Annotated in this window: 23 protein-coding genes and 1 pseudogene; 13 read left to right on the plus strand and 11 right to left on the minus strand. The window is 58.5% G+C overall.

What is annotated here, in order from left to right; translation table 11 throughout:
* The first annotated feature begins 274 nt into the window (after positions 1-274).
* From ACTG1K_RS18170 to ACTG1K_RS18220, 11 genes and pseudogenes are all read left to right on the plus strand, one after another.
* Entirely contained in the window at positions 275-2,182 is a 1,908-nt protein-coding gene (locus tag ACTG1K_RS18170; protein ID WP_429151115.1) for a PTS fructose transporter subunit IIABC, read from the plus strand.
* 553 nt (positions 2,183-2,735) lie between these two features.
* Positions 2,736-4,140 (plus strand): annotated as a pseudogene (gene uhpT / locus ACTG1K_RS18175) (hexose-6-phosphate:phosphate antiporter).
* 219 nt (positions 4,141-4,359) lie between these two features.
* Positions 4,360-4,665, plus strand: coding sequence for a PTS fructose transporter subunit IIB (locus tag ACTG1K_RS18180; RefSeq protein WP_005334611.1), 306 nt, complete (start codon positions 4,360-4,362; stop codon positions 4,663-4,665).
* Positions 4,665-5,432, plus strand: a complete 768-nt coding sequence (locus tag ACTG1K_RS18185) for a PTS sugar transporter subunit IIA (protein ID WP_440006263.1) — start codon at positions 4,665-4,667, stop codon at positions 5,430-5,432. The genes ACTG1K_RS18180 and ACTG1K_RS18185 overlap by 1 nt, the downstream gene beginning before the upstream one ends.
* Before the next feature lie 104 nt (positions 5,433-5,536).
* A complete protein-coding gene (gene rluE, locus ACTG1K_RS18190) occupies positions 5,537-6,460 on the plus strand; it encodes a 23S rRNA pseudouridine(2457) synthase RluE (RefSeq protein WP_440006265.1) in 924 nt (307 codons plus the stop codon).
* On the plus strand, positions 6,460-6,951 hold the full coding sequence (locus ACTG1K_RS18195) for an NUDIX hydrolase (RefSeq protein ID WP_021229916.1): 492 nt from the start codon (positions 6,460-6,462) through the stop codon (positions 6,949-6,951). Before rluE ends, ACTG1K_RS18195 begins: the two co-directional genes overlap by 1 nt.
* Positions 6,952-7,254: 303 nt before the next feature.
* On the plus strand, positions 7,255-8,361 hold the full coding sequence (mnmA, locus tag ACTG1K_RS18200) for a tRNA 2-thiouridine(34) synthase MnmA (protein WP_005353619.1): 1,107 nt from the start codon (positions 7,255-7,257) through the stop codon (positions 8,359-8,361).
* A 23-nt stretch (positions 8,362-8,384) separates the two neighbouring features.
* Positions 8,385-8,999: a high frequency lysogenization protein HflD gene (gene hflD / locus ACTG1K_RS18205; protein WP_005334622.1), complete on the plus strand. Its 615-nt coding sequence runs from the start codon at positions 8,385-8,387 to the stop codon at positions 8,997-8,999.
* A gap of 130 nt (positions 9,000-9,129) precedes the next feature.
* Positions 9,130-10,500 (plus strand): adenylosuccinate lyase, encoded by a 1,371-nt coding sequence (purB, locus tag ACTG1K_RS18210; RefSeq protein ID WP_005334624.1) that lies wholly within the window; start codon positions 9,130-9,132, stop codon positions 10,498-10,500.
* Between the two features lie 139 nt (positions 10,501-10,639).
* Positions 10,640-11,770, plus strand: coding sequence for a ribosomal protein uL16 3-hydroxylase (locus tag ACTG1K_RS18215; protein ID WP_111900844.1), 1,131 nt, complete (start codon positions 10,640-10,642; stop codon positions 11,768-11,770).
* A 183-nt stretch (positions 11,771-11,953) separates the two neighbouring features.
* Entirely contained in the window at positions 11,954-12,367 is a 414-nt protein-coding gene (locus ACTG1K_RS18220) for a hypothetical protein (RefSeq protein WP_111900845.1), read from the plus strand.
* Positions 12,368-12,463: 96 nt separating this feature from the next.
* On the opposite strand, the gene ACTG1K_RS18225 is transcribed toward ACTG1K_RS18220, so the two are convergent.
* From ACTG1K_RS18225 to pdxH, 4 genes are read right to left on the minus strand one after another with little or no spacing between them, the layout of a single operon-like run.
* Complete coding sequence (locus ACTG1K_RS18225) at positions 12,464-13,003, minus strand: GNAT family N-acetyltransferase (RefSeq protein ID WP_005353625.1); 540 nt, start codon at positions 13,001-13,003, stop codon at positions 12,464-12,466.
* Between the two features lie 6 nt (positions 13,004-13,009).
* Positions 13,010-14,650: a GNAT family N-acetyltransferase gene (locus ACTG1K_RS18230; RefSeq protein ID WP_440006267.1), complete on the minus strand. Its 1,641-nt coding sequence runs from the start codon at positions 14,648-14,650 to the stop codon at positions 13,010-13,012.
* Positions 14,650-15,264: a glutathione S-transferase family protein gene (locus ACTG1K_RS18235; protein WP_440006269.1), complete on the minus strand. Its 615-nt coding sequence runs from the start codon at positions 15,262-15,264 to the stop codon at positions 14,650-14,652. The genes ACTG1K_RS18230 and ACTG1K_RS18235 overlap by 1 nt, the downstream gene beginning before the upstream one ends.
* Before the next feature lie 36 nt (positions 15,265-15,300).
* Positions 15,301-15,939, minus strand: coding sequence for a pyridoxamine 5'-phosphate oxidase (gene pdxH / locus ACTG1K_RS18240; protein WP_005353629.1), 639 nt, complete (start codon positions 15,937-15,939; stop codon positions 15,301-15,303).
* Positions 15,940-16,253: 314 nt separating this feature from the next.
* On the opposite strand from pdxH, the gene ACTG1K_RS18245 reads away from it, so the two are divergent.
* A complete protein-coding gene (locus ACTG1K_RS18245; protein WP_425855077.1) occupies positions 16,254-17,465 on the plus strand; it encodes an RsmB/NOP family class I SAM-dependent RNA methyltransferase in 1,212 nt (403 codons plus the stop codon).
* Between the two features lie 106 nt (positions 17,466-17,571).
* On the opposite strand, the gene ACTG1K_RS18250 is transcribed toward ACTG1K_RS18245, so the two are convergent.
* The 7 genes from ACTG1K_RS18250 to ACTG1K_RS18280 form a co-directional block, all read right to left on the minus strand.
* The gene (locus ACTG1K_RS18250) at positions 17,572-17,961 is read right to left on the minus strand and encodes a RidA family protein (RefSeq protein WP_323910570.1); all 390 of its coding nucleotides are present in this window, start codon (positions 17,959-17,961) and stop codon (positions 17,572-17,574) included.
* A 69-nt stretch (positions 17,962-18,030) separates the two neighbouring features.
* Complete coding sequence (gene pflB, locus ACTG1K_RS18255; RefSeq protein ID WP_425855075.1) at positions 18,031-20,325, minus strand: formate C-acetyltransferase; 2,295 nt, start codon at positions 20,323-20,325, stop codon at positions 18,031-18,033.
* A 44-nt stretch (positions 20,326-20,369) separates the two neighbouring features.
* Positions 20,370-21,728: a propionate kinase gene (gene tdcD, locus ACTG1K_RS18260; protein WP_440006272.1), complete on the minus strand. Its 1,359-nt coding sequence runs from the start codon at positions 21,726-21,728 to the stop codon at positions 20,370-20,372.
* 51 nt (positions 21,729-21,779) lie between these two features.
* Positions 21,780-22,202 carry a hypothetical protein gene (locus tag ACTG1K_RS18265; RefSeq protein ID WP_440006274.1) on the minus strand — a complete coding sequence of 141 codons (423 nt, stop codon included), beginning with the start codon at positions 22,200-22,202 and terminating at the stop codon, positions 21,780-21,782.
* Positions 22,199-23,098 carry an aromatic amino acid transport family protein gene (locus ACTG1K_RS18270; protein ID WP_440006275.1) on the minus strand — a complete coding sequence of 300 codons (900 nt, stop codon included), beginning with the start codon at positions 23,096-23,098 and terminating at the stop codon, positions 22,199-22,201. Before ACTG1K_RS18270 ends, ACTG1K_RS18265 begins: the two co-directional genes overlap by 4 nt.
* Before the next feature lie 11 nt (positions 23,099-23,109).
* The gene (gene tdcB / locus ACTG1K_RS18275; RefSeq protein WP_041208895.1) at positions 23,110-24,114 is read right to left on the minus strand and encodes a bifunctional threonine ammonia-lyase/L-serine ammonia-lyase TdcB; all 1,005 of its coding nucleotides are present in this window, start codon (positions 24,112-24,114) and stop codon (positions 23,110-23,112) included.
* 355 nt (positions 24,115-24,469) lie between these two features.
* Complete coding sequence (locus tag ACTG1K_RS18280; protein WP_005353650.1) at positions 24,470-24,814, minus strand: Grx4 family monothiol glutaredoxin; 345 nt, start codon at positions 24,812-24,814, stop codon at positions 24,470-24,472.
* A 288-nt stretch (positions 24,815-25,102) separates the two neighbouring features.
* Here ACTG1K_RS18280 and sodB point away from each other — a divergent pair, with 288 nt between their 5' ends.
* Positions 25,103-25,687 (plus strand): superoxide dismutase [Fe], encoded by a 585-nt coding sequence (sodB, locus tag ACTG1K_RS18285; RefSeq protein WP_019444736.1) that lies wholly within the window; start codon positions 25,103-25,105, stop codon positions 25,685-25,687.
* Position 25,688: the final 1 nt, after the last annotated feature.

The raw sequence follows: 25,688 nt of genomic DNA on the forward strand, positions 1-25,688 counted from the left end.
GACATGATGCATTACAAACCTGGTTACGAGACCAGTCACAATCCATTTATCTGTTTTTAAAGACAAAATTAGCAATAATCTGAAAATGGTGAGTCCTACCTGAAAACGGGATCTTCATCACATCGCGTTTTACTGCGCACAAAAATCCAGTAATTAGCACATTTGTCCGATAGGGAGGGTGCGGGCGAGCCGCGATAATGATCAGGTCATTTTTATCCAGTACGTCGATACGTACTCACGCATAGCTTCCGTCACCGGAAGCGGGGAGAGCGCTATGATCACCACCTTGATCAATGAACATCTGATCAACCTCGATTTGAAAGCGACGCGTAAGGAAGAGGTCTTCACCGAGATGGCCCGCCTGCTGGCGTCGCAAGGCAAGGTCAGCGACGAGCAGGCCTTTATCAAGGATCTGTGGGCCCGCGAAGAGCTGGGCAACACCGGCTTTGAAGAGGGCGTAGCCCTGCCCCACGCCAAGAGTGCGGCGGTCTGCAACCCGGCGGTCGCCATCGGCATCAGCCGCAACGGCATCGAGTACGGCGCCGAAGATGGCAAGCCGTCCCATATTTTCTTTATGATCGCCTCCCCCGATGGCGGCGCCAACCACCATATCGAGGTGCTGGCCGAGCTCTCCGGCAAGCTGATCGAAGAGGGCTTTATCGCCAAGCTGCTGGCGGCCAACACCCCGGCCGATGCGCTGGCGCTGCTGCTGGCCAAGAAAGAGGAGCAGAGCGCGGCCCCGACCACCAGCAAAGGCTTTATCATCGGTGTCACCGGCTGCCCGGCCGGTATCGCCCACACCTATCTGGCGGCCGAGTCGCTGGAGCGCGCCGCCAAGGATCTGGGTTATGAGGTGAAGGTGGAGACCAACGGCTCCATCGGCGTCAAGAACAGCCCGACTGCGGACGAGATCGCCCGCGCCACCGCCATCGTGGTGGCTTGTGACAAGCAGGTGGACATGGCCCGTTTCAACGGCAAGCCGCTCATCAAGACCGGCGTGAAGGCCCCCATCAAGGATGGCAAGGGTCTGATCGAGCAGGCCCTGAAAGCCCCGGCCTACGTGGCTGGCAAAGAAGATAAAAAAGGTGAGGAGAAGAGCGCGGGTGGCAGTTCCGATCTCTATCGCTACCTGATGAACGGTGTATCGCACATGATCCCGTTCGTGGTGACCGGTGGTCTGTTGATTGCGCTGGCACTCGCCATCGGCGGCGATCCGACCCCAAGCGGCATGCAGATCCCGGCAGGGAGCATGTGGAACCAGATCCTCAACGTGGGTGTCGCCGCCTTCACCCTGATGATCCCCATTCTGGCGGGCTACATCGCCTACGCCATCGGTGATCGCCCGGCACTGGCCCCCGGCTTTATCGGCGGCTGGATCGCCAACAACGGCAGCTTCTACGGCGCCGACGCAGGTACCGGCTTTATCGGTGCCATCATTGCGGGCCTCCTGGTCGGTTATCTGGTGCGCTGGATTGCCACCCGCCACTACCACAAGATGGTGCAGCCGCTGGTGCCGATCCTGATCGCCCCCATCGTCGGTTCCCTGTTTATCGCTGCGGTCTTCATCTTCATCATCGGTGCCCCCATTGCCGACATGATGACGGGTCTGAACGCCATGCTGCTCTCCATGAGCGGTGGCAGCCTGGTACTGCTGGGGATCGTGCTGGGGGGCATGGCCGGCTTTGATATGGGTGGCCCGGTCAACAAGGTGGCCTTCCTCTTCTCCGTCGGCATGATCGCCTCCGGTCAGACCCAGTTTATGGGTGCCATGGCCTGCGCCATCCCGGCCGCCCCCCTTGGCATGTCGCTGGCCACCGTGCTCGGTCGCAAGCTCGGCATCTTCGACGCCACCGAGATTGAAGCGGGCAAGGCTGCCGGCGCCATGGGTCTGGTGGGGATTTCGGAGGGTGCGATTCCGTTCGCCGCTCGTGACCCGCTCGCCGTCATCCCCGCCAACGTGCTGGGCAGCATGACCGCCGCCGTGATGGCCTTCCTGTTTGGCATCACCAACAGCGTCGCCCACGGTGGCCCCATCGTGGCCCTGCTGGGTGCCGTCAACAAGCCGCTGCTGGCGCTGCTCTGCATGATCTGCGGCGCCATCGTCACTGGCGTGGTGGCGGTTGCCCTGAAAAAGCTGCGGGTCAAGAAGAGTGACGAGGTGACCCTGGCCAAGGCGGCCTGAGTCCCCCCTCACCATCGAGGCTCCTAGACCATAAAAGAGGCCACCCCGCGGGATGGCCTCTTGTTTTTGGGGATGGCTGGCGAGCCTTTCCCCAATATCGCCACCTAAGAATTGGTGGTCAATCAGCCCTCTACCGTCACCTCTCCCCTTGCCTTTCCCTGGCTCCCTTCCCAGCCCAGCACAGCCCAGCACAGAACGCCAAACTGGCTGAAATGGCAGCAATCCGGCGTCAGCGGTGTGATGTTTCTCACGCTTTGTCCGCGAAAGCGCAAAAACTAGGAAAATTTCCTAGCCCCACTAGGGATGGCTCTCAAGCCATTTCTTGCCCCTCTTATTAGAGTCACCTCACCTGATGTCGTGACCCGCACCGCGACGGGCAATGCGCCCCGTCATCCCGTGCCGGGCCCGGGTTTATATGGATGGAGCGTCGAGCGCAGCAACGGCTGACAGCCCCGACGTTCCGTTCCCCCTTCCGTGGCGTGACCTCGAACAACCTATCTACAAATGAGGGGCGCGGCGGAAATACCGTCTATCTCGCAGAGGATGAACGAAGATGTTGAAATTGCTCCAACAGGTCCGGGTCCCCACCCTGGACCTGCCGGTCGAAGCCCGGCGCAAGCTCTGGTTCAAGCCGTTTATGCAATCTTATCTGGTTGTATTTATTGGCTATTTGACCATGTATCTGATCCGCAAGAACTTCAACATTGCGCAAAATGACATGATCCAGGAGTACGGTCTCTCCATGACCGAGCTCGGCATGATCGGCCTTGGCTTCTCCATCACCTACGGGGTGGGCAAGACCATCGTCTCCTACTACGCCGATGGCAAGAACACCAAGCAGTTCCTGCCGCTGATGCTGATCCTCTCCGCGCTCTGCATGCTGGGCTTCAGTGCCAGCATGGGCGGCACAGGTTTCAGCCTCTACTTCATGATCTTCTTCTATGCCCTGAGCGGTTTCTTCCAGAGCTGTGGCGGTTCGTGCAGCTACTCCACCATCACCAAGTGGACCCCTCGCAACAAGCGCGGCACCTATCTGGGTATGTGGAACCTCTCCCACAACGTGGGCGGTGCCGGTGCAGCCGGTGTGGCGCTGTTCGGTGCCAACTACCTGTTTGATGGCAACGTGCTCGGCATGTTTATCTTCCCCTCCATCATCGCGCTGATCGTCGGCTTTATCGGCCTGCGCTTTGGTAGCGATTCACCGGAAGCCTACGGCCTTGGCAAGGTGGAAGAGCTGTTTGACGAAGTAGCGAGCGAAGAGGATATCGCTACCGAAGAGCAGCAGCTGACCAAGTGGCAGATCTTCGTGAAGTACGTGCTGCTCAACAAGGTGATCTGGCTGCTCTGCTTTGCCAACATCTTCCTCTACGTGGTGCGTATCGGTATCGACCAGTGGTCCACCGTCTATGCCCACCAGGAGCTGGGCTTCTCCAAAGACGTTGCTATTCAGGGCTTTACCTTCTTCGAAGTGGGCGCTCTGGTCGGCACCCTGATGTGGGGTTACCTCTCCGATCTGGCCAATGGCCGTCGTGGCCTGGTTGCCTGTGTGGCACTGGCGCTGATCATCGCCACCCTGGGTCTCTACCAGCATGCGACTACCCAGTTCATGTTCCTGGGTTCCCTGTTCACCCTGGGCTTCCTGGTGTTTGGTCCGCAACTGCTGATCGGCGTCGCCGCCGTGGGCTTCGTCCCCAAGCAGGGCATCAGCGTGGCCGATGGCGTCAAGGGCACCTTCGCTTACCTGATTGGTGACAGCTTCGCCAAACTGGCTGGGCATGATCGCCGATGGCACCCCCATCTTCGGTCTGACCGGCTGGACCGGCACCTTCGCGGCGCTGGATATCGCAGCCGCCGCCTGTCTGGTGCTGATGGGCTGTGTCGCGGTCGCCGAGGAGCGCAAGATCCGCCGCATCAAGCGCGAACTGAAAGCCGCCGCGCTGGCTGCCCAGACCGCCTGATAGCCATAACAACAGACGCAGATTGTTCAGGGCCACCCACAGGGGTGGCCCTTGTTGTTTGAAGCAACCAGATACCCGACTGGCCCGGCATGAACCTGCACTGCCGTTCAAGGGGCAGGCATATCCCCATCAAGATCCCACTTTTCATATGCGCTTTTGGTAAAAGCCCCCCGCTGGCGCTATCTTGTTGCTCCCCCTTGTCAGCATCACAGAGAGCAGATGAAGATCGTCGCCGTCACCGCTTGCCCGACCGGTATTGCCCATACCTATATGGCTGCCGATGCCCTGCAAAAAGCCGCCACTGGGCTGGGACTCAAGATCAAGGTCGAGACTCAGGGCGCCATGGGCATGGAGAACATGCTGACCGCCCGCGATATTGCCAGCGCCGACCTGGTGCTGATTGCCTCCGATATCGAGATTGAGCAGAAAGAGCGCTTCCTCGGCTGCACTATCCATCAGGTGAGACTGGAAACCGTGCTGCTGGATGCCAACGCCGTACTCAAGGCCCTGCCGATCCCGGCCTGATGCTGACCCGCGAAATCACCTTCTACTGCCAGCAGGGGTTGAGCATCACCCAGGCCAAGCAGTTGAACCGGCTGGCGGGGATGTTCAACTCCACCATCCGCTGCGCCAACCTCACCCGGCGCCAAACCGTTGCCGCCAGCAACCAGCTCTCCCTGTTGACCCTCGCCACCCAGCCCGGCGATCTCTGCCAGTTGCAAATTGAAGGGTGCGATGCCGAGCTCGCCCACATGGCCTTCACCTGCTGGTGCGGCGAACTGGGTCAACCACTGGTGCGCCCGCGCACCGCCGCGCTGGCGGAGTTGCGACTGGCCAACGTCCTGCCCGACTACCATTTTGCCCTGCGCCAGCTGGCCCACAGCACCGAACCGCTGACCAAGGCCGAAGCCCTCGAGCATCTGATCGATCTGCTGCCCGCCGAGCTGGTCACCGACCGCGCCACACTGACCGCTGCGGTAGAGCGGCGCGAGCAGGTCTCGGCCACCATCATCCGCCCCGGCCTTGCCATGCCCCATGTATTGAGCGAAGGGATCAGCCAGCCAGCGCTGACCCTGCTCAATTGCAAGGAGCCTATCGAGTGGGGCTCTCAAATCGGGCAGGTGCAGACCATTATTCTGCTGGCGGTGCCGGTCGGTAGCGGACGGGAGACCCTGCGCCCCCTCACCCGACTGGCGCAGACGATGATCGACGATGTGGTCAGCTACGCCCTGCTGTTGGCGGGCTCGCCCCCCGCCCGTCAGGCTATCGTCATCGAGAGCCTGCTAAGCTAGGCGAATTGGCTCTGGGCGCTGCTTGCTGTAACGCCAGCCATTCATCCTGCCCTCAGCACCCTGTGGTACACTCGCTGCCATCGTCTGTCTGAAGTGTGTATCCGATGAAATCTCCCCGCTCCCGTCTCTCTGTCAACCGTACGCCGCGCGATAACGCCCCGCGCACGGCGGCCAAACCAGCCGCACCCCGCCATGCATCCCCCCGCAAACCGGAGCTGGCTCCAGAGGATCGCAAATTGCTCCTGCTGAACAAGCCCTACATGGTGCTCTGCCAGTTCACCGACGAGGCGGGCCGCGAGACTCTCAAGGATTACATCAAAGAGCCCGGCATCTATGCCGCAGGGCGGCTCGATCGCGACAGCGAGGGGCTGCTGCTGCTCACCAACGATGGCAAGCTGCAGGCGCGCCTCACCCAGCCGGGGGAGAAGACCCCCAAGACCTACTGGGTGCAGGTAGAAGGCATCCCGAGCGAGGAGAAACTGGCCGCCCTGCGCGCCGGTGTGGAGCTCAATGACGGCATGACCCTGCCCGCCGGGGCGCGCATCATGGATGAACCTGCGGTGTGGCCGCGCAATCCGCCCATTCGCGAGCGCAAGGAGATCCCCACCAGCTGGCTGGAGATCAAGATCATCGAGGGGCGCAACCGCCAGGTGCGGCGAATGACCGCCCATATCGGCCACCCCACCCTGCGCCTTATTCGCTACGCCATCGGTGACTGGACCCTGGATGGACTGGCACCCGGTGAGAGCCGCAGCCTGCCCGCCCCCGAGTTGGCACCGCTCTCCACCCGCCGCCCGCGTCCCTCCTCATCCCGTTCAGGCGCTCATACCGCCAAACCGGCCAAACCGGCAGGGGATGCGCCACGGCGGCCCAGCCAGCCGAGACGGGACGAGCGCCCCCGCAGCACTCACCCAAACGAGCGTTCAACTTCAAACCCGACCAGCGGCAAACCCCGCAGCAGCGGGCGAGGAACGGCACGCAGACCCGCCCGTGCGGGCAATCCCAATAGCAGCGACAAGGAGTCATGATGAGCAATCAGGCAGAGCAATCGGCCACCAGCCACGCCCGCATGGAGGCGCGCCTGACGGTCGCCGCCCTGGTGCAGTGGCAGGGGCGCTTTCTGGTGGTGGAAGAGGAGATAAAAGGCCAGCGCCGTTTCAACCAACCCGCCGGCCATGTGGAGCCGGGGGAAAACCTGCTTGAAGCGGCTTGCCGCGAGCTGAAAGAGGAGACGGGTCTGACCGCCACACCGACCGCCTGGCTTGGCACCTATCTGTTCAAACCGGCCGACAGCGAGGCCACCTATGTGCGCACCGCCATCATCTTCGACCTTGAAAAAGCGCCCGGTCAGCACCATCCAGAGGATCCTGACGGCGATGTGCTGGCTTGCCACTGGCTCACTCTTGAAGAAATAGCGGAATGCAAACCGGCCCTGCGCAGCCCCTTGGTGTGGCAGTGCATTCAGGATTATCTGGCGGGGACACGGCTGCCACTGTCGGCACTCAAGGCCTTCATCTGAAAGCCTGCCCACGCTCTTACTGCGAGGCCGTGATCAAGGCTCATGTGCTGCTCGGAATCCTCACGTATATATATACGCTCCGGTTCCTGCGCTGCTCTTTACCTTGCTGACGGCCTCTCGTGACAGATCGTGAACAGGCTATCCGATATCGTTTGGCACCATTTTTTCATCATGGTACTGACAAACAGAAAAACGATTTCCTGCTATCAGGCTCCTGATGGGAACTGCGGCATGGATATGTGACCGGGGGCGCAAAACTCTGGTAGAATACGCCCCGTTTAAACGAACTGGTAACTTCGACTAATGACAGACAACAGCCAAATCAAGGTGATCGTCGGCATGTCCGGCGGCGTGGATTCTTCCGTCTCGGCCTACCTGCTCCAGCAGCAGGGCTATCAGGTCGAAGGCTTGTTCATGAAGAACTGGGAAGAAGACGACACGGACGAGTACTGCTCTGCCGCCCAGGATTTGGCTGATGCCAAGGCCGTCTGCGACAAGCTGGGGATGAAACTCCACACCATCAACTTCGCGGCCGAGTACTGGGACAATGTGTTCGAGCACTTCCTCGAAGAGTACAAGGCTGGCCGCACGCCAAACCCCGATATCCTGTGCAACAAGGAGATCAAGTTCAAGGCGTTCCTCGAATTTGCCGCCGAAGAGCTGGGTGCCACCTACATCGCCACCGGCCACTATGTGCGCCGTGACGACAGCACCGGCCGCCCGCGCCTGCTGCGCGGTCTCGATACCAACAAGGATCAGAGCTACTTCCTCTATACCCTGAGCGAGAAGCAAGTGGGTCAGAGCCTGTTCCCGGTTGGCGATCTGGAGAAGCCGGAGGTGCGCCGCATCGCCGAGCAGCTGGATCTCATCACCGCCAAGAAGAAAGACTCCACCGGCATCTGCTTTATCGGCGAGCGCAAGTTCAAGGACTTCCTGGCCAAGTTCCTGCCCGCCCAGCCCGGTAAGATCGAGACCGTGGATGGCAAGGTGATCGGCGAGCATCAGGGTCTGATGTATCACACCCTGGGCCAGCGCAAGGGGCTCGGCATCGGTGGTCGCAAAGATGCCACCGAAGAGGCCTGGTATGTGGTCGACAAAGAGGTCGAACGCAATGTGCTGGTGGTGGCGCAGGGCGAACATCCCCGCCTCTACTCCGATGGTTTGATTGCCAGCCAGCTGCACTGGGTGGATCGCACCCCGATCCGCGAGCCGCGTCGCTGCACCGTCAAGACCCGCTACCGCCAGCAGGATATCCCCTGCCTGATCCAGCCCATCGACGACGAAACCATCCGGGTCATCTTCGACGAGAAACAGGCTGCGGTGACCCCGGGCCAGTCCGCCGTCTTCTACGACGGGGAAGTGTGTCTGGGCGGCGGCATCATCGAACAACGTTTCAGCCATCCGGTTTGAATCCTTAACAGAAGGCAGCAGACGTGAGCGATAAATTCCAAGACAGAACCATGGCCTTTGCCGGCATCTGCCAGGCCGCGTATCTGGTGCAGAAGGTGGCCCGAGACGGCAGCTGTGACGAGGCCGCCCTGCGCGAGAGCCTCTCCAGCATTCTGGTGACCAACCCGAGCCAGCCGCTCGAGGTGTTCAACAACACCCATCTGGCCATTCGCGACGGCTACCGTGCGCTGGTCGAACAGCTGGGTGCCGACGGCAGCCAGAAGAATGCCGAGCTGACCCGCTACGTGGTGAGCCTGATTGCGCTGGAGCGCAAGCTGGCCAAGCGCAAGGACATTCTCAATATGCTGGGTGAGCGGATCAGCCAGATTGGTCGCCAGCAACAGCACTTCGATCTGCTCGACGAGCAGATTTTGGCCAACATGGCGAGCATCTACAGCGATCTTATCAGCCCCATCGGGCCGCGCATTCAGGTGGCGGGTACCCCGCTGTTCCTGCAGCAGCCGCTGGTGCAGCACAAGGTGCGCGCCCTGCTGCTGGCGGGCATTCGTGCCTGCGTGCTGTGGCGTCAGCTCGGTGGCAGCCGCACCCAGATCATCTTCGCTCGCAAGAAGATGGTGGAGCTGGCCAAACGTTACTAATCATCGGCTCGCGCGCGGGCCAGCCGAGGTCGACATCAGGGTGAACAGCCGCACATCCGCCTTGATGACGACTCAGCCCCACGCGCGAGTGGATACGGATCCCCCACACAAATCATCAGGAGTTCACCCCATGGAGCTGTCCGCGCTGACTGCTGTTTCCCCGATTGACGGTCGTTATGGCGACAAGGCCGATGCCCTGCGCCCTATCTTCTCCGAATTCGGCCTGCTGCGTTTTCGCGTTGAAGTCGAGGTTCGCTGGTTGCAGAAACTGGCCAGCCACGCCGGGATCCCGGAAGTCCCTGCCCTGAGCGCGGCCGCCAACGCCCTGCTCGATGGCATCGTAAGCAACTTCAACGAGAGTGACGCCGCCCGTATCAAACAGATCGAGCGCACCACCAACCATGATGTGAAAGCGGTGGAGTACTTCCTCAAAGAGAAAGTCGAAGTGAACCCGGAGCTGGCGGCTGTCAGCGAGTTCATCCACTTCGCCTGCACCTCGGAAGACATCAACAACAACTCCCACGGTCTGATGCTGAAAACCGCCCGCGAAGAGGTCATCAAGCCTTATTGCGAGAAGCTGATCAGCGAGCTCAAGCGTCTGGCCCACGAGTACCGTGACATGCCGCTGCTCTCCCGTACCCACGGCCAGCCGGCGACCCCGAGCACCATGGGCAAGGAGATGGCCAACGTCGCCTACCGTCTGGAACGCCAGTTCAAGCAGATCATGGCGGTGGAGATCCTCGGCAAGATCAACGGTGCGGTCGGCAACTACAACGCCCACCTCAGCGCCTACCCGGATGTGGACTGGCACCAGTTCTCCGAGGAGTTTGTTACCTCCTTGGGCCTGACCTGGAACCCCTACACCACCCAGATCGAGCCGCACGACTATATCGCCGAGCTGTTCGACGCCATGGCCCGCTTCAACACCATCCTGATCGACTTCGACCGTGATGTGTGGGGTTACATCTCCCTGGGTCACTTCAAGCAGCGCACCATCGCAGGCGAAATCGGCTCCTCCACCATGCCGCACAAGGTCAACCCCATCGACTTCGAGAACTCCGAAGGCAATCTGGGTCTGGCCAACGCCGTGTTCCAGCATCTGGCGAGCAAGCTGCCCATCTCCCGCTGGCAGCGGGATCTGACCGACTCTACCGTGCTGCGCAACCTGGGTGTGGCGGTGGGTTACTCCCTGATTGCCTATCAGGCGACCCTCAAGGGTATCTCCAAGCTGGAAGCCAACGACGCTGCCATGGCTGCCGATCTGGATGCCAACTGGGAAGTGCTGGCCGAGCCGATCCAGACCGTGATGCGCCGCTACGGTATCGAGAAGCCCTACGAGAAGCTCAAGGAGCTGACCCGTGGTCGCCGCGTCGATGCCGAAGGGATGCGTACCTTTATCGACACCCTGGAGTTGCCGGAAGCGGTCAAGGTTGAGCTGAAAAAGCTGACCCCGGCCAACTACATCGGTGACGCCCAGCGTCTGGTCGATCTGCTGAAGTAAGCCAACCGGCAGTGACGAAGGGGCCCTGTGCACGATACGCCACAGGGCCCCTGTTATTTTCCCTGCCACGGCAGGATCCCGAGTGGCTTTTCCCAAGCCCGCCTTGGGCAAAACCTCTTTGCGAGACACGAGAAACAGCATGTACGAACTCAATCTGGATATCGCTCACTTCCTCGAGCACTACTGGCAGAAGCGCCCGCTCCTTATCAAGGGTGGCTTCAAGGACTTTCAGGATCCCATCAGCCCGGACGAGCTGGCGGGTCTGGCCATGGAAGAGGTGGTAGAGTCCCGCCTCGTCACCCGTTTCGACGGCAAGTGGGATGCTGCCCACGGCCCCTTCGAATCCTACGACCATCTGGGCGAAGAGAACTGGACCGTGCTGGTGCAGGCCTGCAACCACTGGGCCCCCGAGGTCAACGAGCTGGCAGTGCCGTTCCAGTTCATCCCCGGCTGGCGTTTTGACGACGTGATGGTGAGCTTCTCCACCCCTCACGGCGGGGTCGGTCCCCACATCGACAACTACGACGTCTTCATCACCCAGGGCCAGGGCAAACGCCACTGGCGGGTCGGCGATGCCAAGCCCTTGAACGAGTTCGCCGCCCACGCGGCCCTGCTGCACTGCGAGCCGTTCGAGGCGATCATCGACGTCATCATGGAGCCGGGCGATATCCTCTACATTCCGCCCGGATTCCCCCACGAAGGCTACGCCATCGAGCCCTCCATGAACTTCTCGGTGGGTTTCCGCGCGCCGGATGCCAAAGCGCTTATCTCCTCCTTTGCCGATCACCTGATCGACAACGAGATCCGCACCGAACGTTACGGCGATACCGATCTCAAGCCCCGCGCCCGTCACGGCGAGATCCAGCCCCACGAGCTGCACCGTCTGCGCGAGCTGATGCAACAGGCCCTCGATGACGAGACCCTGTTCAAGGAGTGGTTCGGCACCATGATCTCCGAGGCCAAGCACGATCTGGACGTCAATCCGGTCGAGCCGGACTACAGCGCCGAGGAGGTAGCCGACCTGCTGACCCAGGGCGAGCCTGCCATCAAGGTGCCGGGTCTGCGCACCGTCTGGTTTAGCGGCGAGAGCCAGCAGTGCTTCATCGACGGCGAAGCCTGGACTCTGCAGAGCGAAGACGCGGCAGCCATTTCGCTCTTGTGTGACAAAGACATCATCACTCAAGCCGACATGGTGGAGCTGGCCGATCAGGCTGGCTTCCTGCAACTGCTGACCCGTCTGGTCAACCGTGGTTACTGGTTCTTCAACTGATCCGGCAGTAACCGAAGGATAAAAAGGCGCCTTATGGCGCCTTTTTTGTCACTCAGAGGCGGTTCAATTAACAATCGATGCGCGAAGCTGAACCCACTCTTGATGAGCCGACAAGTGGTGATTTATTGAGCTAACATGGATGGGTATCATGCGTCCGTCCCTGTTCACAAGAGAAGCGTCACCATGCAAATCACCTCCCGGCCCATGCCGCTGCCCGATTACGGCAAATACCCCTCCTCTCCGGCTGTCACGCCCGAACAGGTCAGTCAGGCCCGTAACGAAGCGCTGTTCAAGAAGGATGAAGTGCAGGCACAGAGCGAAGAGAAAGCAACGGCTCGCAGAACCCTGGCGGTCTCTTATACGGCTAACCAGCAAGATAAAGCCGTGGTGGAGCGCTACCTGGAAGCCAGCGGTCAGGAGAGCGACAGCAAATCGGGCCCGAGCACTGCTGAACTCTATCAGGCGGCCAATCGCTACCAGCGCCAGCAGAATCTGAGTGACTACATGCAATTCCAGCAGAGCCCGCTCGCCCAGCAGATGGGTGACATGGTGGGCGAAGATAATCGCAAGGGCACCCAGCTCGACATCATTGCCTGAGCCAATTTGCTCGAATAAGCCCGGCAGGGACCAATACAAGATGAAAAAGCCCTCAATGAGGGCTTTTTCGCTATGGCTTGTCGCTGCGACGTCTCGCTATAAATGGGACTCTTCTGCCTGCGCGTCCGGCAGCTCGTCGGGGAGTTCATCAAACAGGGGGTGATAAAGCACCTCACCCTGCACACCCGCAAAACCGCGCTCCTGCAGCTCCATCGCCATAAAGCAGTCGGCAGGCACCTCATAGATGCAGTGCAGGCCAAACTCGCTAGCCGGGCGGAAACCGAAACGGCTGTAATAGGCCGGATCCCCGAGTACCACCACCCCTTTCCAGTCCATCTCGAGCGCCGTATCAAGCCCTTCACGGATGAGATCAGAGCCAATACCCTGACCTTGCCAGTCGGGATGAACCGCGACCGGCGCCAGACCGAGCCAGGGCCCTTCCATGCCGTTAATGGTGATCGGGCTTAGCATCAGGTGCCCCATGAACTCGTACTCTTCCTCTTCGACCATGGTCACTACGGCAGCACCACATTCGCGCAGGCGGTTGACCAGTTCGGCCTCATCGGAACGACCGAAGGCGGCACTCAGCAGCTCATAAACCGGCAGCATGTCACCGGGGCGCTCGGTTCTCAACATCAGGTATTACTCCTCGTACAGCAGAGCGGGCATTATTCCACACAACGGCTGGTCATTCTGAGTACCTTTGTCCAAAAATGGGAGGGTGCACTCAGGAAAACGAGCTGCAAACTGTTGCTGCAAAGCGGTTAGCGTAGCCGGGGTGGCCCTGTTCATCGCCTCCCGGTAGGCAAGCCAGAGGGCGGGAGCCTCCCGCGCCAACCGCTCAAAGGTCAGTTCGGGCGTTTGATGCCAACAGCCATCCAGCTCGTCGACCAGCTCCGGCAGCTCCACCAGCAGCCGTAACTGCTGATAGCGTATCTGCGAAGAATCACCGTTGCCGCCCAGCGCCTGCGCAATCAATTGGTTGAACCAGTGGCGCCGTGATGCGCGCTCCTCGCGGCTGAGCAGATCGGGCCCTTGACGCTGCAGTGCGGCCAGTTGCAGCAACCACGCCAGCCCCTGTTCATCCCTGTCTTTCAGCAAGACGCCGCCAAGATGGGACAACTGCTCCGGTTCGGCCTGCTCCAGCAGATCGACGGGGTAACAGTGTAGCGCCAGCAACCTCTCAAGATGCGGCGGGCAGTGCAGAAAACAGGGCTTCTCCCCCGCGCCCCTCTCATCCACAAAGAGCGAAATGGCCAGCTTGCCGTTGGTACTCTGCCGATCCAACGTTACAGGATCGCGCAGGATCACCACGGCGATCCGCTCATCAGCAAGCCAGCAGGCAATCTCCCCGGCCAAGGGATTGGGTAAGGAGGGGGCGCGATCCAGTCGCCAGTAACTCACGTCACACGGCTGGCGACCACTGATATGGCGCCGCCCGCGATAGTGCATCCCCACTTTTGCCATCACCCGGCCGGAGGCTAAATTGTCTGGCATATGGCGAGCCGTCAGCGCAGGCAGTTGCAGTTGGTCAAAGGCGAACCCCTTGACCAAGCCAGCGGCCCGAGTAGCCAGACCGCGATTTTGCCAGGGCACGCCCACCCACCAGGCGAGCTCGCCATTCCAGTGCAGGGAGATCACCCCAAGCAACGCCGCACCTTGCTCCTCTGGCAAGGTGATGGCCCAGCTCCAGCCAAGGCCAAGCGCCGCCTTGCGCCAGCTGAGGGCCAGCCAGTCGCGGGCCCCCTCCGGCGGATAGGGATGAGGAATATTAAGGGTGTAGCGGGCCAGCGCCTCGTCGCTGCAGTAGCGCACGATCTCGCGATCATCGTCAGCCTGCAGTGGTCGCAGCTCGACGCCTGATAGCGGATGATCCTCAGCCAGGGTCGGCACCGTCACGCGGCGCGCCAGCAGGCGATTGAGCACGGCGCCCAAATCGGCCTCGGGGGTGAGCGGCAGATCGGCCCCCACAGGGCCAAGGGTGAGCAGTCCCTGCTCCTTGGCGAGGGTCAATAGGGAGGTAGAGGCACTGATCAGAACCTGGCGGCTGGGATCAACATGAAAATCCGCCAGCAGATCCCCATCGAGCCAGGCAGCCAGCAGGGCTCCCGGGCAGAGCACCCCGTCTGGAGGGCTGCTCGCCCAGGGTGCATCGGTTTGATCGAGGGCAGCCGCCGCCTCTTTGCCCAGCAGCAGCTGCCAGCGATGACCTTGCTGCTGCCAGTGCGGCAACAGCGCAGCCCACTGCGGTTGCCACAGACTGGCCTCGATCAGCAGTTCCATCAGCTGGCCTGACAGGCCGCTGGCAGCGTCAGATGGCGGGGATGGGCTTCGATACGGGCGATCCAGCTACGGATAGCGGGCCACCCCTGCAGGGAGAAGCTCCCCTCCTCTGCCACGTGGGTGTAGGCATAAAGGGCGATATCGGCGATGGTAGGCGCATCACCGCACAGATAGGGGCTCTGTTTCAGCTGCTGCTCCATTACCGCCAGCGCCTTCTCGCCACCGGCTTTCAGCCCGTCGAGACGCGCCTCCTGCGACTCGGGGCGGCCGAGATAGTGAACGATAAAGCGGGCCACCGCGATGTAGGGCTCATGGCTGTACTGCTCAAAGAACATCCATTTGAGCACCTCGGCCTGCTGGCGCGGATCGGTTGGCCACAAAGACGAGCCCTGCGCCAGATAGAAGAGGATGGCATTGGACTCCGCCAGCGTATCGCCCAGGCCAATCTCCAGCACCGGGATCTTGCCGTTGGGGTTCATGGCCAGAAATGCGGGGGTACGGGTATCCCCCGCCTGAATATCCATCTCAACCCACTCAAGGGGCAACTCCAGCCAGCGGGCCAACAGCCACACCTTGTAACAGTTGCCAGAACGCAGATCACCATACAGACGCATACACACTCCTTGTGAAAACAGATTTGAATAGCGCGCTCAGGGAGCCAGACGCTCGATATGCCAGCCATCCCCGTCGCGGGTGTAGTAGAAGCGGTCGTGCAGCCGGTGCTCGCCCCCCTGCCAGAACTCCACCGTCTCGATCACCACCCGGAATCCGCCCCAGAAGCTCGGCAGCGGCACTTCACCATTGGCAAACTTCTGCTTTAGCTCGAGGAACTTGGCCTCCAGCACGCCGCGGGCCGAGATGCGGGTCGACTGCTTGGAGACCCAGGCGGCGATCTGGCTATCCTTGGGACGGCTGTGGAAATACTTCATCACCTCGAAGGTGCTCATCTTCTCCACCCGACCGGTCACATGAACCTGACGGTCGAGCGTATGCCAGGGAAAGAGCAGGCTGATACGGGGGTTGCCTTCCAGCTGCTGCGCCTTGCGGCTGCCCATGTTGGTGTAAAAGACCATCCCCTGGGCGTCGTAGTGCTTGAGCAGCACAGTGCGCTGCCAGGGCTGACCATCGGCATCCACCGTCGCCACCACCATGGCGGTGGGATCGGTCAGTTTGGCCTCACAAGCCTGCGCCAACCACTTCTCGAACAGCGCCAGCGGCTCGGCCGGCAGATCGGCCCGGTGCAGCCCGCCACGGGAGTATTCACGGCGCAGATCAGCAACATCCATCATCTTGATTTTCCTTCAAATAAATAATGGTTCCACGACCATCAAGAGAGTGACGCAGGCATTGTGCTCCGCTCATCTGCCAGTGACAAGCCATAACACAGCCGAGCACTCCACCGCAGAACAGATAACACTTCGGCAGTTGCTCTTGCCAATTTTCAGACGTAGTCACAGTCAAAAAGGGAATCACACTCGACCACACTTTATATATCTACCTTGCACCGCATGACCCTTACACCTATCATTGCGCCGGTTTATCTGTTTTAGAATCATCCACAACTACCCGGATGGTTCATCTTTATCTGGCCAAGGTTAATCTCATGCTCAAATCCCCACTGTTGCCCCGTTTCGGGGATCTGGTCGTTGCCATTATTGACGATGTGCTCGGTCAGGGTCTTACCCTCGACCGCGCTTATGCCCGTCACTTCTCCGGCATCGAACTCAAACCGCAAGAACAGGCAAGGATTGCCCTGGTCACCGGCGACCTGCTGCGCCGTCTCAGCCTCTATTGTTTCCTCACCGGTATTCAGGTGCGTCAGGCCGAAAAGAATGTCTGGCCGCTGCTGCACAGCTGGCATGCCTTCCACAAAATTGCCCAGCCCAACCACCCGACCCTGGATCGCTTCAATGAAGAAGCATTCCGCCGACGTCTGACCGAGGCGAAGAAGAACCCGGTATTGATGGATGGTTGCCCGAGCTGGCTGGAGAAACTGGGTAGCGAGCAGCTGGGTGAAGCCTGGCCTGCCGAGCGTGCCGCCCTGGCCTGGATGCCCAAGCGTTACCTTCGGGTTAACACCCTCAAGTGCACCCGTGATGAACTGCAAGCCATGCTGGCCAAAGAGCAGGTCACCACCATTCCGGTTGAAGGTGTGGAGACTGCCCTGCAGGTCACCTCTGACGCCGCCCTGTTCCGTACCAAGGCCTTTGCCGATGGTTGCTTCGAACAGCAGGACGCAGGCTCCCAGCTGGTTGCTGCCGCTTTGGAAGTTGCCCCAGGCATGCGCGTTATCGACGCCTGCGCAGGTGCCGGTGGCAAGACCCTGCACATCGCCGCCATGATGCAGGGCAAAGGCCGTCTGCTGGCGATGGATGTGGAAGAGTGGAAGCTGGAGAACCTCAAGCAACGCGCTCGTCGCGCCGGTGCCCACAACGTAGAGACCCGGGTCATCACCAGCAGCAAGACCGTCAAGCGCCTCAAAGAGAGCGCCGACCGCGTACTGCTTGACGTGCCCTGCTCCGGTCTGGGCGTACTCAAGCGCAATCCGGATGCCAAGTGGCGTGATACCGCCGAGCGTCTGCCGGTGCTGGTCGCGCTGCAAGAAGAGATCCTGCAGCGTTACAGCCAGATGGTGAAAGTCGGCGGCCTGCTGGTCTATGCAACCTGCTCCATCCTGCCCGAGGAGAACCGCCAGCAGGTGGACAAGTTCCTCGCCGCCAACGAAAACTTCCGTCTGCGTGACGATCACACCGTGAGCCCGTCCGAGACCGGCTTCGACGGTTTCTACATGGCCCGTATCGAACGGATCGCCTGATCCAGAATGACCTGCTCCTTGCGCCCTTATCGCGCACGGCGGGTTCGATGAAAAAAGAGCGGCAGCCCTCGGGCTGCCGCTCTTTTTATTGATAAGGATCGCCGCGTCAGGACTCCAGCGCAGCAATCGCCTCTATCTCGATCTTCACATCCTTCGGCAAGCGGGCCACTTCCACGCAAGAGCGCGCCGGATACATGGCATCGTGCTCGGAGAAGAAGTCGTTGTAGACCTGATTCACCGCAGCAAAGTCGTTCAGATCCGAGACAAACACCGTGGTCTTGAAGATGTTGCGCACCTCACCGCCAGCCGCCTCGACAATCGCCTGAACGTTTTGCAGGGAGCGCAGGGTTTGCGCTTCGATACCCTCCGCAATATCGCCGCTCACCGGGTCCAGTGGGATCTGACCTGAGGTGTAGAGGATGTTGTCAATCCGGGTGGCCTGCACATAGGGGCCGATGGCGCCTGGCGCCGCTTTGGTAGTGATAACCTGTCGCATCTGTTACTTCCTCGTGCTGACAAACAAAAAGTAGGCCCGGAGCAAGCCTGCTCACCCCGGGCATGAGAGTTACATCATGTTGGTGAAGGTTCTGGAGATGACGTCCTGCTGCTGCTCGCGGGTCAGGGCGTTGAAGCGAACCGCATAGCCGGAGACCCGGATGGTCAGACTGGGGTACTTGTCCGGATTCTCGATGGCATCCAGCAGCATCTCGCGGTTCATCACGTTGACGTTGAGGTGCTGGCCCCCTTCCACATCCCGCTCGTGATGGAAGTAGCCATCCATCAGCCCCACCAGATTGTTCTCGCGATTGGCCGGCTCCTTGCCGAGCGCCCCCGGCACGATGGAGAAAGTGTAGGAGATCCCGTCCTTGGCGTATTTGAACGGCAGCTTGGCTACCGAGGCGAGCGAAGCAACCGCCCCCTTGCGATCCCGACCGTGCATCGGGTTGGCTCCCGGTGCAAACGGGGCACCGGCGCGGCGGCCATCCGGGGTGTTGCCAGTCTTCTGGCCATACACCACGTTGGAGGTGATGGTCAGGATCGACTGGGTCGGCACCGCATTGCGGTAGGTCGGCAGCGCCTGGATCTTCTTCATGAAGCGCTCGACCAGATCGCAGGCGATGGAGTCGGCCCGCTCGTCGTTGTTGCCGTACTGGGGATACTCCCCCTCAATCACGAAATCGACCGCCAGCCCGTCGGCATCGCGCACCGGCTTGACCCTGGCGTACTTGATGGCCGCCAGCGAATCGACCGCCACCGACAGACCGGCGATACCGCAGGCCATGGTGCGATAGACGTCGCGATCGTGCAGCGCCATCAGTGAGGCCTCGTAGCTGTACTTGTCGTGCATGTAGTGAATAAGGTTGAGCGCACTGATGTACTGCACCGCCAGCCAATCCATAAAGCTGTCGAGGCTGGCCATGACAGTGTCGTAATCCAGCACCTCGTCCATGATGGGCGCCACTTTCGGGCCAACCTGGATCTTTAGCTTCTCGTCCACCCCACCGTTGATGCAGTAGAGCAGGGTCTTGGCGAGGTTGGCACGAGCACCGAAGAACTGCATCTGCTTTCCGATCACCATGGGGCTCACACAGCAGGCGATGGCATAGTCATCGCTCTCGAAGTCGGTGCGCATCAGGTCATCGTTTTCATACTGCAGGGATGAGGTATCGATGGAGACACGGGCGGCATAGGTCTTGAAGGCCCGCGGCAGCCCTTCCGCCCAAAGGATAGTGAGGTTGGGCTCGGGCGCCGGCCCCATGGTCTTGAGGGTGTGGAGGTAACGGAAGGAGTTCTTGGTCACCAGAGTACGACCATCCAGCCCCATGCCACCAATCACCTCGGTCGCCCAGATGGGATCGCCGGAGAAGAGGGAGTCAAACTCGGGGGTACGCAGGAAGCGCACCATGCGGATCTTCATGATGAAGTGATCGACCAGCTCCTGGGCATCCTGTTCGCTGATAAGCCCCGCTTTCAGATCCCGCTCGATATAGATATCGAGGAAGGTGGCGGTACGACCGAGGGACATGGCCCCGCCATTTTGCGACTTCACCGCCGCCAGATAGGCAAAGTAGAGCCACTGGACTGCCTGCTGCGCCGTGCGCGCCGGCCCGGAGATGTCAAAGCCATAGCTGGCCGCCATCTGCTTGATCTGCACCAGTGCCCGCTTGTGCTCGGCCAGCTCCTCGCGCTGACGGATCACCTGCTCCAGATTCTCGCCACGCTCGAGGGCCGGTTGCAGATCGGCAAACTGCAGCTCCCGCTCATGGATTAGATAATCTATGCCATAGAGCGCGACCCGACGATAATCTCCGATAATGCGACCACGGCCGTAACCATCCGGCAAACCGGTCAAAATTCCCGATTTTCGGCAGCGCAACATCTCGGGAGAGTAGACGTCGAACACGCCCTGGTTATGGGTTTTGCGCAATTCGCTGAAGGTATATTCAAATTCGGGATCCATCTCCCGGCCATATGCTTCAAAAGAGCTGCGGATCATATTTACGCCGCCAAACGGGTGCAGCGCTCTTTTAAGGGGCTTGTCGGTTTGCAGGCCAACAATCTTTTCCAGCCCCTGTTCGATATAACCAGGCCCGTGGGCAGTAATGGTCGTGGCAATATTCGCATCAAAATCGACCGGTGCGTGGGTGGCATTCTCGATACGGATCCCCTCCATCACCTTGTTCCACAAAGTGGTGGTCGCTTCTGTGGCATCCGCTAAAAACTGTTCGTCACCTTCATAGGGGGTGTAGTTCTGCTGGATAAAATCACGGACGTTGATCTCGTGCTTCCAGTTTTCACCGGCAAACCCTTGCCATGCCTGACGGAATTTATCCTGATCCAATTGCATATCAACTTTCATCAAATAAACCTCATTCACTACTCATGACACTACAGTGGAATATGTCAGACGCACTCGGCCTGACGAACCAGCTGCCCCAGACGAATGGCATCCAGCGCGATCATTTTCTCTTCATTGGTGGGAATAACCGCTGCCAGTACCATGGATTCTGCCGCCGAAATTACCCGGCAGCCCTCGCTATTGGGACGCTGGTTAAACGGCTCGCTGATCGCTACGCCAAATACCTGAAGTCGTTCGCATACCAGCTTTCTGATAAAGGCCGAGTTCTCGCCGATCCCGCCGGTGAAAATAACGGCATCCAGTCGGCGCAATGAGGTGGCATGGCCGCCGATATGGCGGGCAATACGATGGACAAAAGCGTGAATGGCCAATTTTGCCCCGGGATGTCCTTCGTGATAGGCAGCTTCCAATACCCGCATATCGGAGGAGAGCCCCGAAATACCCAGCAGGCCGGACTGCTTGTTCAATACCCGCTCGATATCCTCGATGGATTGACCCGTCTTGCTGGCGATATAGGCCAGCGCGCCAAAATCGATATCGCCGCTGCGGCTGCCCATGATCAGCCCCTCCAGCGGCGTCATCCCCATTGAGGTATCGACGCTCTTGCCATCCTGCACCGCGCAAATAGAGGCGCCATTGCCCAGATGAGCGATGACCAGACCGGCATGTTGCTCATCCAGCCCCATAAATACGCAAGCCTGCTCGGCAACATAGCGATGGGAGGTGCCATGGAAGCCATAGCGGCGCACGCCGTAATCCTGCAGATATTGAGAAGGCAGCGCATAGATATAGGCTTCCGGCTTCAGGGTCTGGTGAAAGCCGGTATCAAATACCGCAATCTGGGGCTGGTCGGGAAATAGCTGGCGGGCGGCCATCACGCCGCTTAAATTGGCGTGATTGTGCAGGGGAGCCAAGGGTGACACCTGCTTGATTTTGGCCAATACATGTTCATCAATGATCACGGCTTCACTAAATTCACTACCACCATGAGCAATTCGATGACCAACCAGTGCAATGGCATCCAGCAGATCCCATTTTTTCAATTCCGCCGCGATGGCAGCCAAGGCACAGGTGTGGTTATTTTCAGGTAATGACATTGCGGGCTCTTTACCCACTTGCAATTGGGGATGGGCTGTCTCAATACCATCCGCTATACCGGATATCACCACCTCGCAGGTTTTACTGTCCAGTACCGAGAATTTGACCGACGAAGAGCCGCAATTGATAACCAGAACCAACGAATCAAACTTCATTACATCGCCTCGATATTTATGATGTCGAGTCACTGCAGTCAGAACATATTTACCACTGAGTGTGGTGGCCAAATCACGGATAGCCTTGCCCTGGGCCCACATAATTGGGCCAACCAAGAACAGGTTATTGCGCACTTCTGACTGCGCCATGCAGACCCCGCCAGGGGGGCCTGAATGGCTGATGACTTGCAGAAAAGGTTTTCAGAACAGCTTGGAAACTATATTCAGGATGGTCAGCACACCGATGATGGTGACAAACAGGTTGCTGGCCTGACCTTTATATTTTGCCAGTGCCGGTGTCTTGTTGACGGCATACATCGGCAGCAGACAGAGCAGGGAAGCGATGATTGGCGCCCCCATTGCCTCAATCAGGTCGAGGATGTTGGGGTTCACATAAGCGACCAGCCAGGTCGAACCCATGATGAACAACATACTGACCATGTTGAGTTTTTTACTGGAAACCTTGCTCTTGTCGCCCTGGTAGCCAAAGCGGAGGATGAGGCCGTTCAACCCTTCCAGCGTCCCCAGATAGTGGCCGAAGAAGGGTTTGAAGATGGCAACCAGCGCAATGATGGACGCCGCATACTCCAAAGTGGTGGCAAACGCAGACTTGCTGCCCGTCATTGAGGAGAAGTGGAGAGCACCGGAATGTTCTGGGCTTTGGCTTCCGCCATATTTTGCGGTGACAGGGTAAAGAGGCAGCTGAAGGCAAAGAACATCACCACGGCCACCATCAGCATGCTGGCACCGGAGATAATCTTCGAGCAGCGCCTCTCGGTAAAATCACGCCCGAACTCCTGCTCATACTCTTCCCGTTTGGAGACAATGAAAGAGGAGACAATCGGCGAGAAGTTGAAGGAGAAGACCATGATGGAGATCCCCAGCCAGACGGTAACCAGAATACCATCGTGACCAAACATCGATATCTCGCTCAGATTGACCTGATCAAAGACAGCACTGTTCCAGTACGGGACGAGGGAGAGAGAGATAACGATCAGACTGGCAATAAAGGGAAAGACCAGATAGCTCATCACGCGAACCATCAGATCCTTGCCGAAATAGATCACGAAGGCCATCAGCAGCAGCAGCCCTAGGGCGACAACACCCCGATTGAGCGGCGCCATTTGCAGTTGATGCTCCCAGAATGCCATGAAGGTATTGGTGATCGTCACACCATATATCCACAGCAGTGGGCAGATGGCAAAGAAATAGAGGAAGGTAATTACCACCCCACCCATTTTGCCAAAATGCTCTTCAACGGTCTCGGTAATATTTGCCGATGGATTGCTGCCGGAAAGACATAATCTTGCCAACGCTCTGTGGCAATAAAATGCTATAGGGTAAGCCAGCACCAACATGATTAATATTGGTATCAGGCCACCATATCCGGCCCGAATAGGGAAAAATAGAACACCTGCACCGATCGCTGTACCAAATAGACCGAGTCCCCAGGTTGTATCCGACTTACGCCATGCTTTGACACTCTCTTTACTGCTGCTAACGACACTATCCAATATCATGACTGTATTCCTTACAGGCTAAATTGACGGATATTGTTCTGTTCGATAATTTCGGCGATCCGGGTCAGGTCAATATTGCCACCCGAAATAATGCTGACAGTTTTTTTGCCTTCGACATAATGTTTTAGTTTGCCGCTCAGCAACGCTGCCGAGGCCAGAGCTCCCGCCCCTTCGGTAATCACCTTGTTGCGCTGAATAAGGTCAACCATGCTGTGGCGAATATCATCTTCAGTGACCAGAACGATGTCATCGACCAGCTCTTTGACAATTTCATAGGTCAGGGTGCCGGGTCTTGCCACGTCACAGCCATCAGCCAGCGTGCTGCTGGTTCTGTGATTGGTAATGGTGCCTGCGTAGTATGAAGCCGCCATGCCGTGGACATTCTCCGACTGCACGCCAATCACACGGATAGTCGGGTTGATGGATTTGATGGCCATGGCGACGCCGGCAATCAGACCACCACCGCCAATCGGCACTATGATGTTGTCCACATCATAGAGATCCTCGATGATTTCCAGACCAATGGTGCCCTGACCGGCAATCACTTTTGCATCGTCGAAGGGGGGGATAAATACGCGGCCTTCCATTTCCACGATTTCACTGACTTTGGCAATGGTGTCATTGAAACTATTGCCATGCAGAATAACTTCCGCCGAATAATCGCTGGTTGCAGCAATTTTTGATTTTGGTGCACAGCAAGGCATGACCACCTTGGCATCAATTCCCAGCATGGCACTGGACAAAGATACCCCCTGCGCGTGATTACCGGCAGAGCAGGCGACAACACCTTTCTGACGATCCTCCAGACTTAATGAACTGAGTTTGTTGAAGGCACCGCGAATTTTAAAAGAGCCTGTACGTTGCATGTTTTCAAGCTTGAGGTAAACCTCGCCATGGCAACGTTCGCTGATGTAGTTAGAGGGTAATTGCGCGGTCTTGTATATATGGTTGGTCAGTCTTTTTTTGGCTTCGGTAATATCATGAAGACCAATGGGCAGATTGCTATACATCTTCATCGCAAATCTCTTTTTATTTATTAATTTGTAGGGTTTTATTTCACTGGGCGAAGCGATACTAGGTTCTATCACTTGCAATTAATGTGAGCATAAACACAAAAAAATCTACAAAGAGACTGCGTTACGGTGAAATTATAAAAAAATGTGATGGCAGCAACACTTGAATCCAAATGGATTAAAAAAAGTAATCAGAGATTGGCGAACAATATAATTAACAACTCCAACACAAAGACGCAAAGATTAGATTTTTCAGGGCAATTGCGTTGCTTTTTGCAACCGGCAATCAGTTGCCTGCCTGAACCGGGACAATAAAAAAGGGAGCCTGTGTGGCTCCCTCTCGACAATACCGAACCGATTACTCGGCTGCAGCATCATCTTTCTTGTACTTGGCAGCAGTCTCTTTGATCAGAGCCTGCAGCTCGCCAGCCTGGAACATCTCGATCATGATGTCGCAGCCACCGATCAGCTCGCCCTCAACCCACAGTTGCGGGAAGGTTGGCCAGTTGGCAAATTTCGGCAATTCAGCCCGAATATCCGGGTTTTGCAGGATATCAACATATGCAAACGGCTCACCGCAGGACATCAGCGCCTGGGAGGCCTGGGCAGAGAAGCCACAGCTGGGTAGCTTGGGAGAGCCCTTCATGTAGATGATGATGGGGTTGTCAGCCAGCTGCTGCTTGATCTTTTCGATAGTTTCCATAGATGCCTCACTAGAGCAATGATGGCGGCCATTCTACTGCAATCTGGCCCGATCACAACCGGACAAAGGGCAAGAACGGCACGAATCGCTGCCAGAATAGACCGATGATTGATCCTGATCATGGCGCCAATCAAGGGTTGTTAGGCCATCTTTGATACTGCTACAATCCCTTGGCTTTGGACTTTCCTGTCCCACCATTTTAAAAACAACTCTTTTCACATATAGAAAAGAGTACGCAATGTCTTGCAACCGTCGCCTTCGCACGGTCCAGCCAATGGAGAGTAGAAAATGGCATTCGAACTTCCCGCTCTGCCCTATGCAATCAACGCTCTGGAACCGCACATCTCCCAGGAAACTCTGGAATATCACCACGGCAAGCACCACAACACCTACGTGGTCAACCTGAACAATCTGGTGCCGGGTACCGAGTTTGAAGGCAAGTCTCTGGAAGAGATCATCAAGACCTCCAACGGCGGCATCTTCAACAACGCCGCCCAGATCTGGAACCACACCTTCTACTGGCACTGCCTCTCCCCGAATGGCGGTGGCGAGCCGACTGGCGCCCTGGCTGAGGCCATCAACAAGGCATTCGGCTCCTTCGCCGAGTTCAAAGATGCCTTCACCAAATCTGCCATCGGCAACTTCGGTTCCAGCTGGACTTGGCTGGTGAAGAAAGCTGACGGCTCTCTGGCTATCGTCAACACCTCCAACGCTGGCTGCCCGCTGACTGAAGCCGGTACCACCCCGCTGCTGACCGTTGACCTGTGGGAGCACGCCTACTACATCGACTTCCGCAACCTGCGTCCGAAGTACATGGAAACCTTCTGGGCTCTGGTTAACTGGGAATTCGTGGCCAAGAATCTGGCTGCCTAAT

It is taken from the genome of Aeromonas sp. 102P (assembly GCF_051920345.1).
GTDB classification, from domain to species: Bacteria; Pseudomonadota; Gammaproteobacteria; order Enterobacterales; family Aeromonadaceae; genus Aeromonas; species Aeromonas veronii.

What these genes read in the sequence shown, in the direction of transcription:
- ACTG1K_RS18170 (WP_429151115.1), top strand. Translation starts at nt 275, where the DNA reads ATGATCACCACCTTGATCAATGAACATCTGATCAACCTCGATTTGAAA.
- ACTG1K_RS18180 (WP_005334611.1), top strand. Translation starts at nt 4,360, where the DNA reads ATGAAGATCGTCGCCGTCACCGCTTGCCCGACCGGTATTGCCCATACC.
- ACTG1K_RS18185 (WP_440006263.1), top strand. Translation starts at nt 4,665, where the DNA reads ATGCTGACCCGCGAAATCACCTTCTACTGCCAGCAGGGGTTGAGCATC.
- rluE (WP_440006265.1), top strand. Translation starts at nt 5,537, where the DNA reads ATGAAATCTCCCCGCTCCCGTCTCTCTGTCAACCGTACGCCGCGCGAT.
- ACTG1K_RS18195 (WP_021229916.1), top strand. Translation starts at nt 6,460, where the DNA reads ATGAGCAATCAGGCAGAGCAATCGGCCACCAGCCACGCCCGCATGGAG.
- mnmA (WP_005353619.1), top strand. Translation starts at nt 7,255, where the DNA reads ATGACAGACAACAGCCAAATCAAGGTGATCGTCGGCATGTCCGGCGGC.
- purB (WP_005334624.1), top strand. Translation starts at nt 9,130, where the DNA reads ATGGAGCTGTCCGCGCTGACTGCTGTTTCCCCGATTGACGGTCGTTAT.
- ACTG1K_RS18215 (WP_111900844.1), top strand. Translation starts at nt 10,640, where the DNA reads ATGTACGAACTCAATCTGGATATCGCTCACTTCCTCGAGCACTACTGG.
- ACTG1K_RS18220 (WP_111900845.1), top strand. Translation starts at nt 11,954, where the DNA reads ATGCAAATCACCTCCCGGCCCATGCCGCTGCCCGATTACGGCAAATAC.
- ACTG1K_RS18225 (WP_005353625.1), bottom strand. Translation starts at nt 13,003, where the DNA reads ATGTTGAGAACCGAGCGCCCCGGTGACATGCTGCCGGTTTATGAGCTG.
- ACTG1K_RS18230 (WP_440006267.1), bottom strand. Translation starts at nt 14,650, where the DNA reads ATGGAACTGCTGATCGAGGCCAGTCTGTGGCAACCGCAGTGGGCTGCG.
- ACTG1K_RS18235 (WP_440006269.1), bottom strand. Translation starts at nt 15,264, where the DNA reads ATGCGTCTGTATGGTGATCTGCGTTCTGGCAACTGTTACAAGGTGTGG.
- pdxH (WP_005353629.1), bottom strand. Translation starts at nt 15,939, where the DNA reads ATGATGGATGTTGCTGATCTGCGCCGTGAATACTCCCGTGGCGGGCTG.
- ACTG1K_RS18245 (WP_425855077.1), top strand. Translation starts at nt 16,254, where the DNA reads ATGCTCAAATCCCCACTGTTGCCCCGTTTCGGGGATCTGGTCGTTGCC.
- ACTG1K_RS18250 (WP_323910570.1), bottom strand. Translation starts at nt 17,961, where the DNA reads ATGCGACAGGTTATCACTACCAAAGCGGCGCCAGGCGCCATCGGCCCC.
- pflB (WP_425855075.1), bottom strand. Translation starts at nt 20,325, where the DNA reads ATGAAAGTTGATATGCAATTGGATCAGGATAAATTCCGTCAGGCATGG.
- tdcD (WP_440006272.1), bottom strand. Translation starts at nt 21,728, where the DNA reads ATGGCGCAGTCAGAAGTGCGCAATAACCTGTTCTTGGTTGGCCCAATT.
- ACTG1K_RS18265 (WP_440006274.1), bottom strand. Translation starts at nt 22,202, where the DNA reads ATGACGGGCAGCAAGTCTGCGTTTGCCACCACTTTGGAGTATGCGGCG.
- ACTG1K_RS18270 (WP_440006275.1), bottom strand. Translation starts at nt 23,098, where the DNA reads ATGATATTGGATAGTGTCGTTAGCAGCAGTAAAGAGAGTGTCAAAGCA.
- tdcB (WP_041208895.1), bottom strand. Translation starts at nt 24,114, where the DNA reads ATGAAGATGTATAGCAATCTGCCCATTGGTCTTCATGATATTACCGAA.
- ACTG1K_RS18280 (WP_005353650.1), bottom strand. Translation starts at nt 24,814, where the DNA reads ATGGAAACTATCGAAAAGATCAAGCAGCAGCTGGCTGACAACCCCATC.
- sodB (WP_019444736.1), top strand. Translation starts at nt 25,103, where the DNA reads ATGGCATTCGAACTTCCCGCTCTGCCCTATGCAATCAACGCTCTGGAA.